Here is a 13,080-nt window from a genome sequence, read left to right on the forward strand (position 1 = left end):
CCCGCCCCTGCACCACCGGGGGAGGCGACTCCGTCTCCCCCGGCCTTCGGAGGTCACATGGGTTCCCGCCGCATGCGCCGGGTGGCGTTCATCGCGCTCGGCTCGCTCCTCACCACCCATCTCATCGTTCTGCCGACCACGGCTCGGGCCGATCAGTGGAATCCGCCGGAACCGCAGAAGGACACCCTGGTCAAGGGTGCCCCTGTTCCGGTGGAAAGCAGGAAACCAGATCCCGCCGAGGCACGGGCGCTGAAGGAACCTCCGGCGGTCGCGTGGCCGAAACCGGGGAACGGGACAGTGGAGCTCGGCGCCGCCGGCGCGGCGCGGGCGGCCTCCCTCGTCGCCGTGCCCGGCCTGCCGGTGCGCGTCGGGCCGGCGACGAACGCGGGAGAGTCGTCGACGGCACGGACCCCCGGCCCCCAACGGGTACGGGTGGAACTGCTGGGCAGGGAAGGCTCGCGCGCCGAGGTACGGCTGCGGGTCACCCGGGCCGACGACGCCACCCAGGTCGCGCCCGTGCGGCTGGAGTTCGACTATTCGGCCTTCCGGCACGCGTACGGCGGCGACTGGGCCGCCCGCCTGCGCCTGGTCGAACTGCCCGGCTGCGCTCCGGCCGCGACCTGCCCCGTTCCGCGGCCGTTACCCACCAGAAACGACGTCACACGGGGCACGCTCACCGCCGACGTCAAGGCGTCCGCCACCGGCGCCGGCGGGTTGTACGCGATCACCGGCGCCCCCTCGGGCGGCACCGGCTCCTTCACCGCCAGCTCGCTCTCCCCCACCGCCAAGTGGCAGGTCAGCGCGCAGACCGGCGACTTCTCCTGGTCGTATCCGCTGCGCACGCCGCCGTCCCTGGGAGGCCCGACGCCGCAGCTCGCTCTGACGTACTCGGCGGGCAGCGTGGACGGCAGGACCGCCTCGACCAACAACCAGCCGAGCTGGGCCGGCGAGGGCTTCGACTTCACCCCCGGCGGGTTCATCGAGCGCAGGTACAAGTCGTGCAACGACGACGACGTCACGCCCAAGACCGGCGAGCAGTGCTGGGCGGGCGAGAACGCGACCATGATGCTCGGCGGCAGCGCCACCGAGCTGGTACGCGACACGGCCACCGGGAAGTGGCGGCCCAAGCACGACGACGGCTCGCGGGTGGAGAAGCTGACCGGCGCGGCCAACGGTGACAACGACGGCGAACACTGGAAGGTGACCACGCCGGAGGGCACGCAATACTTCTTCGGCCTGAACCGGCTGCCCGGCTGGAGCAGCGGCAAGCAGGAGAGCAGGTCGGCGTGGACGGTGCCGGTGTTCGGCGACGACTCAGGCGAGCCGTGTCACGGCTCGGACTTCGCCGGCTCATGGTGTCAGCAGGCCTATCGCTGGAACCTCGACCATGTCGTCGACAGCCACGGCAACACGCTGAGCTACTTCTACACCCAGGAGGTCAACCACTACGGCCGCAACATCACGGCGGCCGACGAGACGCCATACGTGGCGGGCGGCTACCTGCAGCGGGTGGAGTACGGCCAGCGCGCCGGGCAGGTCTACACGACTCCGGCGACGGCCCGCGCGTTGTTCACGGTGGCCGAGCGGTGCCTGGTCACCGCGTCCTTCGACTGCGCGCCGGACAAGCTCACCGAGGCCAACGCGAAGCACTGGCCGGACGTTCCCGCCGACCAGATCTGCGCGGCCGGCAAGGACTGCCCCAATTTCGCGCCCACCTTCTTCACCCGCAAGCGCCTGGCCAAGGTCACGACTCAGGTGCTGTCGGGTACGTCGTACACCGACGTCGACTCCTGGACGCTCACGCACACCTTCCCGGCGACCGGCGACGGTATGAGCGCGGCGTTGTGGCTGGAGAAGCTCCAGCACACCGGGCACGTGGGCGGGACGGCGAGCACCCCCGCGATCGACTTCGACGGGGTGGAGATGCCCAACCGGGTGGACGGGCTGGAGGGCATCGCGCCGATGACGAAGTGGCGCATCGGCGCCGTGAACAACGAGACCGGCGGCCGGCTCATGGTCAACTACTCCCAGCCGGAGTGCACCCGCTCGTCGCTGCCGCAAGCGCACGCCAACGGCAGGCGCTGCTTCCCGACCTACTGGGCGCCCGAGGGGGCGACGGACCCGTACCTGGACTGGTTCCACAAGTACGTGGCCGTCCAGGTGCTGGAGGACGACGTCACCGGCGGCTCCCCCATCGTGCGCACCGACTACTCCTACCTCGGCGCCGCCGCCTGGGCCTTCGACGACCAGGAGCTGGTGCCGGACAAGCGCCGTACCTGGTCGCAGTGGCGGGGCTACGAGAAGGTGCAGGTGATCAAGGGCGGCGACGGGGACCAGCGGACGGCGACCGAGCATCTGTTCTTCCGCGGCATGCACGGCGACCGGCAGCCGGACAACGGCCGGCGTAACGTGCAGGTCACCGACTCCGAGGGAGTGAAGGCCGACGACCACTGGCGGCTCCAGGGCTTCGAACGGGAGACCCGATACCTCAACGGTCCCGGCGGCGCCGAGGACTCGGGCACCATCAACGATCCCTGGCTGCACGGGCCGACCGCGGACGGGGGCGGGGACCAGGCGTACAAGCTCGACACCGCGAAGGTGCGCAGCCGTACCAGGCTCAGCACCGGAGTGTTACGCCGCACGGAGACGCAGCGTTCGTTCGACGCCGAGGGCGCCGTCACCCAGCTCAACGACCTCGGTGACGTGACCACTCCCGACGACGACGAGTGCACCCGGTACACCTACGCCCGCAACACCACGGCCTGGATTATGTCGCTGCCCAGCCGTACCGAGACGGTGGCGGTCGCGTGCACCGCGACGCCGTCCCGCCCGGCCGACGTGATCGGCGACGGCCGGATGTCCTACGACGGCGGCGCGCACGGGGCCGCGCCGACCAAGGGCGACCTGACCAAGGTGGAGGAGCTCGACTCCTACTCCGGCGACCAGCCACAGTACGTGACCGTCGCACGCAGCACGTTCGACGACTACGGTCGCGTCAAGGAGACCTACGACGCCGCCGGCAACCTGTCGAGGACCGAGTACACCCCGGCCACCGGCGGCCCGGTGACCAAGGTGGCGGCGGCCAATGCCCTCGGCCACACCGAGACGACCTGGCTGAGGCCCGAGTGGGGCACGATGGCCGCGCAGGAGGACGCCAACGGCCGCCGCACCGACCTCGCCTACGAGCCGATGGGCCGGCTGGCCAAGGTCTGGCTGCCCGGCCGCGACCCGAGCAAGCCGCCGAACGGCGAGTTCACCTACCAGGTACGCACCGACCAGCCGGTCGCGGTGACCACCAGGACCCTGCGCAACGACGGCACGTACACCGTCGGCCACGAGCTCTACGACGGCCTGCTGCGGCTGCGCCAGACCCAGTTGCCTGCGCACGGCGGCGGGCGGCTGCTGAGCGACACGATCTACAACACGCTCGGCCAGGTCGCGAAGAAGAACGACGTCTACACCAACGCCGACCCGCCGTCCACGGCCCTGCTCGGAGTCGCCGACGGCGACGTGCCGGCGCAGTTCGTCTACGGCTACGACGCGCTGGGCCGCACCACCTCCGAGTCGCTCAAGGTCATGGGCACCGAGAAGTGGCGGACGACGACCACGCACGCGCCGGACCGCATCGACGTCGACCCGCCCACGGGGGACACGCCGACCACCACGATCCTCGACTCGCGCGGCCGGGCCGTGGAGCTGCGCCAGTACAAGGGCGAGGCGCCCACCGGCGACTACGACGCGACCAGGTACACCTACGCCAAGAACGGGCAGCAGGAGACGACCACCGATCCCGCGGGCAACGTCTGGCGCAGCCATTTCGACCTCCGCAACCGGGTGACCAAGGCCGAGGACCCCGACAAGGGGGCCTCCACCTACACCTACGACGTGCTCGGGCAGATGACCACGAGCACCGACGCCCGTGGCCGCACCCTGGCCTACGTGTACGACAAGCTGGGCCGCCGCACCGCCACCCACGAGGACTCGGCGAGCGGGCCGAAGCTGGCCGGATGGACCTACGACACGCTGGCCGACGGCACGCAGGTGAAGGGCATGCCCGTCGCCTCCACCCGGTACGCCGGCGGGCACGCCTACACCACCAGGGTCGACTCCTACGACGACCAGTACCGGCCGACGTCGCTGAGCTACGTGATCCCCGGCGCCGAAGGGGCGCTGGCGGGCACGTACGCGTTCAGGTTCCGCTACAACGCGGACGGCACGGTCGACTCGATGACCCTCCCGGCGGCGGGAAGGCTGGAGTCCGAGACCGTCCGGACGCTCTACACCGAGCTGGGGCTGCCCAGGGAGACCCGCTCCAACCTGGCGACCTACGTCGGCAACACGCTCTACACCAAGCAGGGCGAGCCGCTGCAGGAGCGGTGGGGCGCCGAGGGTTCGGTCGTGCTGCACGACTACACCTACGAGGAGGGCACCCGGCGGGTGGCGCGCCGCATCACCGACCGGCAGACCGGCTCGCAGGTGCGGCACGCCGACGTCCGTTACTCCTACGACCAGGCCGGCAACATCCTCAAGATCGCCGACACGCCGCCGGTCGAGAACGCGCCGTCGGACGTGCAGTGTTTCGCCTACGACTACCTGCGACGGCTGACCGAGGCGTGGACCGCCACGAACGACTGCGCCACCGCCGCGAACGCGAGCGTGGTCGGCGGGGCGGCGCCGTACTGGCATTCCTACACCTACGACAAGACCGGCGGGCGCCTCACCGAGACCCGGCACGCCGTCGGCGGCGCCACCCGCGACACCACGAGCACCTACGCCTACCCCGGCCCCGGCCGGGCGCGCCCGCACGCGTTGCAGCAGGTCACCACGGAAGGGCCGGCCGGCACGCGGCTCGACACCTACTCCTACGACAACGCGGGCAACACCACGGTACGCAAGCTCGGCGAAGTCGAGCAGCGGATGGAGTGGGACGCCGAGGGTCAACTGGCCAAGGTCACCGAGGACGGCAAGGTCACCTCGTTCCTCTACGACGCCGACGGCAACCGGCTGATCCGCCGCGACCCGGCGGGCACCACGCTCTACCTGGGCACCACGGAGCTGAAGCTGGCCACCGGCGGCACGGCCGCGCAGGCGACCCGCTACTACGCCCACGGCAGTGAGACGGTCGCGGTCAGGACCGACGACCAGCGCCTGACGTGGCTGGTGCCCGACCACAACGGCACCGCCGAGATGTCCGTCGACGCCGAGTCGCTCCAGGTCACCCGCAGGCGCTTCGACCCGTTCGGCAATCCGCGCGGGCCCCAGCCGGCGTCGTGGCCGTCACAGCAGGCGTTCATCGGCGGCACCGCCGACGCCTCCACCGGCCTCACCCACCTCGGCGCCCGCGAGTACGACCCTGCGGCGGGCCGGTTCCTCTCCGTCGACCCCGTCATGGACCCGTCCGACCCGCAGAACCTGCACGGATACGCCTACAGCCAGAACAACCCGGTCACCTTCAGCGACCCCACGGGGCTGAGGGAGGTCTGCGGCAACTACTCGGGCGAGTGCGCCGACGCGCCGCCCGACGGCACGCGGCCCGGCGGTGGCTCTCCCGGTGGCGGCGGCTCTCCGCCTCCCCCCAAGGGCGGGCCGAGCCAGAAGGATCAGGACGACGCCAAGAGGACGACGAAGAAGTCCTGGATGGACGTCGCCATCGAGGTCGGCGGCAAGGCGATCCTGGACATCATCGGATACACCGACGTCAAGGACTGCCTCGGTGGCAGCATCGGCGCCTGCGCCTCGGCGGTGATCGGCATCGTCCCCTGGGGCAAGATCGCCAAGACGCTCAAGGCGGCGTACCGGGCCGCCAAGGCGGTGCTGGCCTGGTACGAACGGGTCAAGTGGGCCCGACGCGTGCTCCGGGAGGCCGACGAGGCAGCGGCAGCCGCCGCGAAATACCAGGACGACCTGGCCAAGTGGAAGAAGGCCCAGGAAGCGGCCAGCGCGACCAAGAAGGCGGAAGCCGGGCCGGCGGGCGGCAAGAATCTCGTCGACGTCGCCGGCGGCGGGGCGAGTTGCAACAGTTTCGTGCCCGGCACGACCGTGCTGATGGCCGACGGCACGCGCCGGCCGATCGAGGAGGTACGGCTCGGCGACGAGGTGCTGGCCACCGATCCCGAGACCGGGGAGACGTCCGCCCGGCCCGTCGTGGCGACCATCCTCGGCGAGGGCCACAAACATCTGGTCGAGGTCACCGTCGACACCGACGGCCCGCGCGGCGACGACACCGGCCTGGTGATCGCCACCGACAACCACCCGTTCTGGGTCGACGACGAGGGCCGCTGGACGGACGCCGCCGACCTGGAGGCAGGCGACACCGTGCTCACCCCCGAGGGCGACCGGCTCACCGTCGTGAGCCTGCGGGAGCGCGAGGCCGACCTGCGGGTGCACAACCTCACGATCGACGGCGTCCACACGTACTACGTGACCACCGGTGACGCCGACGTCCTCGTGCACAACAAGAACCGCGGAGGCTGCGGACCGACGCACCGCGACAACCAGCGGCTCGCCAAGCAATCCTTCAACCACGCGAAGGAGGCGCGCAAGAGCGAGGCGAGATCACACAACCCAGTGGCCCCGAGGGTTCTCAAGATCGCGGAGGTGAAACCGAAACCGACGCGTGAGGAGCGGGCGTTGGCCGCCGCCAAGTACCAGGAGATAGCAAGCGATCGGCTCGGCACCCCGATCTCGGAATTGGCCACGCTGGTCGGCTGGCGCTACGCACCGATAGTTGGGCCTGTCATACGTGTGGCTGGCGCCGGCTTCGGCTGGATAAGGGGAAAGAATCCGCCGGACTGAGCAGGGTGACCTGCCAAGAAGAAAGGCTGCGGACACATGGATCAACGTTACGGCACCAAGGCATCAGTGAAGCTCGACAAGACGCTGAGATACTCGTGCCAGGCCCAGCTCCTGGCAATTCCCTGTTCGCCATATTCGATATCCACAACGGCTTGAATCAGCACGAGTGGGCGGCGCCGGCGCGAGCGGGATGCTTCAGGGACTGACAGTGCAAATATCCACCTGTACTTGAAATAGTTCGCTACGGCGGCGCGGTGAACATCCCAAGATTAAGAAATCGAAGCTGAGGTTTCGCCGAGTTCACCGCCGCGGCCGTGCTACTGGGCGGCCTTGTCGCGCCGACTCCGACGGCGGGTGCGGCCACGCCCTGACCCTCCGCAAGATCTCATCCTGAGAGGAAACGCCGATGACCACCTGTCCCTCCCGGAGCCGCGTACGTCGCACGGCGACCGTGGCAGCGCTCGGCCTGGCCGTGCTGGTGACCGCCGTCCCCTTACCGGCGTACGCGGCCGTGCCGGAGTTCCAGCTGCCGTTCCCCTGCGGCCAGAAGTGGCGGCTGGACACCTGGGCGCACTCCCCCGCGCTCGACATGGTCAAGGAGCCCGACCAGGCCGGCACCGACGGCGCGGTGCTGGTCGCCCCCGCCGCCGGGACCGTCAACCAGTCCTTCTACCACTCCAACGCCGGCAACCTGATCCAGATCGATCACGGCGGCGGCCACTTCACCACCTACATTCACCTGAAGTCCCGGACCCTCAACGTCGGCGCCCGCGTCCAGCAGGGGCAGGAGATCGGGCGGGTCGGCGCGACGGGCCCCACCTCCAACGGGCATCCCCACCTGCACTACGAGCAGGGCTACGACAGGAACGGCGACAGGCGCGCCACCTGGGGAGCCGACGGCACCGAGCGGGTGCGCCCGAGCTTCAACGGGGTCGAGTACGGCCAGAGCGACGGCCGTACCTGGCGCAACGTGACCAGCGCCAACGGCTGCCCCACCAGCGCCGTGGAGGGGCGGTTGTACCGGGAGCCCAACGGCACCATCGCGGTCATCGCCGGAGGCGCGCCCGTGCGCTTCGCCAACATGGACGAGCTCAACGCCACCGGGTACGGCAGCGTGCCCACCACCCCGGTCATCGCCGGCTGGCTCAACACCCTTCCCCAGCAACCGCGCATCGGCACCTACCTGCACAACCCCGCCGACAACACCATCCACGTCATCGCCGGCGGCGCCAAGTACGCGCTCACCTATGACGAATGGAACACCCTGGGGCGGCCGGCCCACGTCAGCGTCCCCGTCCGTTTCCTCAACACGTACGGCGCCGCCCCCAAGGACGGCACCTTCCTGCGCGACCCCGCGAACGGCGGCTCCATCTATCTCACGGTGGGTGGCGCGAAATACCACCTGACCCCCGCCGACTACGCGGCGCTCGGCAGTCCGGCCTTCGCCAACGTCCCCATAGGCTGGATCAACACCTTCGGCGCCGTCCCGAGGAACGGCACCTACCTCCACGACCTCCGTAACGACACGATCTTCGTCATCAACGACGGCAGGAAGCGGCCACTCACCTACCAGGAGTGGAACGACCTCGGCCGCCCCGCCCACACCTCGGTGCCCGGCGGCTTCCTCGACGCCATCCCCAACGTTCAAACCTGACCACGGCCCCTGGGCGCAGGATCCCGGTGCCCACCGGCTCCGTCCCGGTGGGCACCGTTCCCGCGATGCATCCCACGGCGAAAGGGCGAAGATCGGATAGGGTCCGGAGCCACTAGCCGCCGGCGTGCTCGACGCACCGAAACTGCTGGAAGGCCTGTCCCTCGGGTACGCCTTCCACGTGCAGAAGCTCGCGGGGATCCTGGACGCCCAGGCGAAGCCGGCGAAGAAGTCGTCCACGAGCGAGGCGGCCGTAATCGGCCGCAAGGCCACGCTGCAGGCGTTGTGCTTGTCCGGAGCGCTCACCGGAGGTCTGTGGGACTCCCTCGGCCACACGCGCGAGCACGGGACGGAGTACTACATCGGCCGGCACGTCATCGGCCGATACGGGACCTTCGGCAAGCCGGCCAACCAGGTCCACTGGTTCCGGCAGGGGCTCGAGGCCGAGTCGCCGTCCGCCTGCAACACCTTCACGGCCCCGGCCTCGAAGGTGAAATAGCGTGGCGCCCCCGTGGGAGCCCCTCCCTCGCCGGTGATCGGCAGGGGACAAATTCGTTTGTGGCGCCGGCCGGTCAGCCAGTAGCGTGCGACCGGCACCATCGGATTCGACGTGGGGACTGTCGCGTGACGCCGCCTGCTCTCGCTGCCTGACATCTACTTCCGCGCTTTCTCAGACCGGCCTCGTGGTCGGTCCCGCCGGGCTGCTCTGAATCTCTGAGCCGCCCTGGCTGGTCAGCGTTCTTTGTCAGGTCTTAGAGAGATCATGTCTTCACAAACCCATAGAGATCATTTCGTGCTGCCCTGGACCGTGCGGAGGACCCGGCTGCCGCTGCTCGCCATGCGTTGCCCGGGCTGCCGGGCGGAGGCGGCCACCGTCGGCGAGGGCAAATTCCGGATCAACGCCAACGGCAAGCTGCTTGATGTGTGGCTGCTCGTCCTTTGTGTCTGCTGCGAGCGGACCTCGAAGGTCACAGTCCACGAACGCGTGCCGGTCCGATCGCTGGATCCGGCCAGGCTGTGCGCCTTCGAGAACAACGATCAGGCGCTCGTCGCCCACACGCTCCTGGACCCCGCGGTCGCACGGCGCAACCGGTTCGCCCTCGATTGGCGTGGCGCGTGGCGGCTGGAGTCGTCGGCCATCGAGGCGGCTTGGCCGTACCGGGTGGAGGTCGGGTTCCTCGATCCCGTGCCCGTACGCCCGGAGCGGCTGATCGCCCAGGGGCTCGGCGTCAGCAGGGGCGAGGTCGAACGCCGGATCAAGTGCGACCTCCCCCTCAACCGCACAACGAGCACGGGCTTCTCGTTCGTCGTCATGCCCGCCGCATAGATGGTCGGGAGGCGCGGCGGGACCGGCGCGCCTCCCGTTCATACCCTTGCGCCCGGCACAGAGAGTTCGACGAGCGTGGTACGCGGCACGCACCTCATAACGTCCTGGGCGGAGATCCAGGCGTATTCCCTCGAGAGCCTCGACGCCGCTCGGTGTCCACCGAGACGCGCACCAGCGGCCGCCAGCAGCCGCCCTGCGCATCGAAGAAGAAGGTCCGCACGTCCTGCGGGGTCAGCCCGGCTTCCGCCAGCTTCGCCGCGTCGTACGGCACGCTGATCGTGATGTCCTGCTCGAACTCGAACGGCGTCGGCGTGAACCGGTAGCCGGCGCGCGGCCCGTCGGTCACGTTGTCCATCCCGGCGCCCAGCACCGGCAGCTCCGCCTCGGTCAGCGGGGTGATGCCGATCTCGGTCGGCTCGTCGAGCGCGGTGTTGCCGATGTTCAGCTGGACGTCGTCGTAGCTGAGCGTCCTGGAGGTCTTGCCATCGGCCATGGCCTTGTAGGCCGGCCGTACGGCCGCCTGGGGGCCGGCCGAAGGGGCCAGGGTCCGCTTCCGGAGGCTCTGCGCCGAGGCCGGCGCGCCGGGGATGCACTCAGGGGCGACGGTCTCCGCGGCCGCGGGCTGGGGCACCGTTGCCAGTCCGGTCACTAATACGGCTAAGGATGTGATCGCGCATAAGACACGCGAACGCATACTGATCACACTCACCACTCCAAGCTCGGGACAGTGCGCTGAGGGGGCACGCAGGAGGTTGGCATAAGGGCGGCATAAGTGATCAGCGCCGCGCCCCATCGATAACACCCGAGATAACTAGCCGTCCAGTCGCAAGTTTCGTCACGCTCCGACACTCAGCGCGACCGGAATGCCGTCATCACCCATGTCACCGAGGCGACTGGCGTCGCCCTCCGCCAATGTGGCCACAACCGGCCACACCAGAACGAGACAGCCCGCCGTGTCACGCGCCGGAAATTGGGCGGAGATCTGCGGAGACTTCCGCTTGGATGGGGCCATGCGTCCCGATCTTCGTCTGCCCCCCAAGCTGAAACCAGGAAACCGCGTGGCGGTGGTCTCGCCGTCCTTCGCCGCACCCGCGATGTTCCCCGACGTGCACGACCTCGCCATGCGGCGGCTCCGCGAAGAACTGGAGCTCGAACCCGTCGAATACCCCACCACCCGCCGGCTGGACGCCTCGCCCGCTGACCGGGCGGCCGATCTGATGGACGCCTTCACCGACCCGGACATCCACGCGGTGCTGGCCACGATCGGCGGCAGCGATCAGATCACCGTACTCCCCCACCTCGACCCCGCGGCGATCACCGTCCCCAAGCCGTTCTTCGGCTTCAGCGACAACACCAACCTGCTCAACTGGCTGTGGACCCACGGCATCGCCGGCTATCACGGCGGCTCCACGATGGTGCACCTGGGCCGTGGCGGCGGTCTGCATCCGGTGTCCACCGCGTCGCTGCGGGCGGCCCTGTTCACCGGCGGGGACGTCGTCCTGCGGCCGGCCGAGGAGTTCAGCGAGGACGAGCTCGACTGGAACGACCCCGCCTCTCTCGGCCGGGCGGCGCCGGTTCAGCGGGGTGAGGGCTGGATCTGGCACCGGCCCGACCGGGTCGTCACCGGCCCGACCTGGGGCGGCTGCCTGGAGATCGTGCACTGGAACCTGGCCGCCGGCCGCTGGATCCGCCCGGTCGCCGACTACGCGGGATGCGTGTTGCTGGTGGAGACCTCCGAGATGATGCCGCCGGCGCGAGAGGTGTTCCACATGCTGCGCAACGCCGGCGAGCGAGGGCTGCTCGGCCAGTTCCCCGCCGTTCTCGTCGGCAGGGCGAAGGCGTCCGCGCTGGACCGTCGCACCACTCCGGACGTGCGGGTGACGTACCGCGCCGAACAGCGGGAAGCGGTCCTGCGGGCCCTGGAGGCGTACAACCCCGAGGCCATGGCCGTGTTCGACGTCGACTTCGGGCACACCGACCCGCAGTGGGTGCTCCCCTACGGCGGCACGATGACGGTGGACGGCCCCGGCCGGCGCATCATCGCGCACTACTGAACCCGGCTGCCGTCCTGGCCAGCGTGCCCTGCGATCGGGCACGCCGGCTCACGGCCGTCAGATCGTCACTTCGGCAGTCCGGCGCGGATCACGAGCGCGTCGTGGTCGGTGTACGTGGTCGGCTCCAGCTCCAGAGACGGCGAGGTGAGGTTGCCGTAGGCGTGCTGGATGCCGGGGGCCTGGGTGGCGGCCGCGTCGGTCAGCGTCCAGTGGCCCTCGGGAGCGCACGAGGCGCGCCGGTTGACGTCACCGGCGAAGATGGCCGGCCGGCCGCGCGAGGCGAGCACCTGGCCGAGTTCGGCGCACTGGACCGAGTTGGTGCTGCCGGGAGCCTCGCCGTCGGTGGACAGGTGGCTGGTGCACACGTCCACCTGGCGGGCGGTCGTCACGCAGAGCCAGCGGCGCTGCTCCACCCCGCTGAACACCGAGTACGGCGCATCCTCGGAAGCCTTGATGGCCTCCTTGGTCAGCACGGCGTTGCCGAACTCACCGCGCCCGTCCGGCGTCTTGCAGGCCAGCGGGGCGCCGTTGTAGATGACCGTGGCGAACCGGAAGTGGTAACCGGTGCGCCGGGCGATCTGGGCCACGTCACCGCTGCAGGCTTCGTTGAGGGTGACCGCGTTGACGTCGTTGGCCTTGATGCGCTCGACGACCTCGTCAAGGATCTTCGGGTACTGGGTCCGGGCGTAGCAGCCGGCGTAACCGCTGTCACAGATGTTCATCTGGAGCAGCGAGTACGGCCGGCGCACGTGCTGCGTCGGTGCATCCCCGGACTGCGTCACGGTGGAGGCCAAGGCGACGCCGGGGGACGACAGCAGCCCGGCGGCCGCCAGGCAGCCGATCAACAGGGTGCGCAGACGTGTCAGGGAAATAGAGATCACCGCGTCATTGTGCTGGCGTGATCGCCGGGTCGACAGGGTGCGCGGAAAGAGTTCACCGCTCCCTCACACGGCCGTCACTCCCCCTTGAAGGGCACCGGCAGCCCACGAGGACTCGCAGGTCAGGCCGTCGGACCACAACCGGGCACCCCGGTAAGGGCGGTTCTCCGCCGGTTCACCGTTGCGACACACCAGCGAAGTGATCTGTTCCTCCTGTTCTGATTTGTCTGATCTTTTGACTCAAGAACGGCAGCGACATGAGGCGCAGCAGCGCGTTACCGATGGCTTCCTGGCCTGGTGCGATCACAGCGATCGCGCTCGTGGCCGGCACCCTGGCCGTCACACCGCCCCCGGCCATGGCAGCGGACCACGACC

General features: G+C 69.7%; 7 protein-coding genes. 5 read left to right on the top strand and 2 right to left on the bottom strand.

Annotated features, from left to right (window positions below; all coding sequences use genetic code 11):
• Window positions 1-57: 57 nt before the first annotated feature.
• From BLS95_RS19410 to BLS95_RS19425, 4 genes are all read left to right on the top strand, one after another.
• Window positions 58-6,795: a polymorphic toxin-type HINT domain-containing protein gene (locus tag BLS95_RS19410; protein ID WP_090933157.1), complete on the top strand. Its 6,738-nt coding sequence runs from the start codon at window positions 58-60 to the stop codon at window positions 6,793-6,795.
• A 406-nt stretch (window positions 6,796-7,201) separates the two neighbouring features.
• On the top strand, window positions 7,202-8,449 hold the full coding sequence (locus BLS95_RS19415; protein ID WP_090933159.1) for a M23 family metallopeptidase: 1,248 nt from the start codon (window positions 7,202-7,204) through the stop codon (window positions 8,447-8,449).
• Window positions 8,450-8,573: 124 nt separating this feature from the next.
• A complete protein-coding gene (locus BLS95_RS19420) occupies window positions 8,574-8,945 on the top strand; it encodes a neutral zinc metallopeptidase (protein ID WP_090933161.1) in 372 nt (123 codons plus the stop codon).
• Window positions 8,946-9,239: 294 nt separating this feature from the next.
• A complete protein-coding gene (locus BLS95_RS19425) occupies window positions 9,240-9,773 on the top strand; it encodes a DUF1062 domain-containing protein (RefSeq protein WP_245765157.1) in 534 nt (177 codons plus the stop codon).
• A gap of 94 nt (window positions 9,774-9,867) precedes the next feature.
• Here the strand turns inward: BLS95_RS19425 and BLS95_RS19430 are convergent, their stop codons facing one another.
• A complete protein-coding gene (locus tag BLS95_RS19430) occupies window positions 9,868-10,404 on the bottom strand; it encodes a hypothetical protein (RefSeq protein WP_090933165.1) in 537 nt (178 codons plus the stop codon).
• Window positions 10,405-10,831: 427 nt separating this feature from the next.
• Here BLS95_RS19430 and BLS95_RS19435 point away from each other — a divergent pair, with 427 nt between their 5' ends.
• Complete coding sequence (locus tag BLS95_RS19435; protein ID WP_245765158.1) at window positions 10,832-11,827, top strand: S66 family peptidase; 996 nt, start codon at window positions 10,832-10,834, stop codon at window positions 11,825-11,827.
• A gap of 65 nt (window positions 11,828-11,892) precedes the next feature.
• On the opposite strand, the gene BLS95_RS19440 is transcribed toward BLS95_RS19435, so the two are convergent.
• Window positions 11,893-12,708 (bottom strand): endonuclease/exonuclease/phosphatase family protein, encoded by an 816-nt coding sequence (locus BLS95_RS19440; protein ID WP_143043796.1) that lies wholly within the window; start codon window positions 12,706-12,708, stop codon window positions 11,893-11,895.
• Window positions 12,709-13,080 lie beyond the last annotated feature (372 nt).

It is taken from the genome of Nonomuraea jiangxiensis, from assembly GCF_900099965.1.
Lineage (GTDB): Bacteria > Actinomycetota > Actinomycetes > Streptosporangiales > Streptosporangiaceae > Nonomuraea > Nonomuraea jiangxiensis.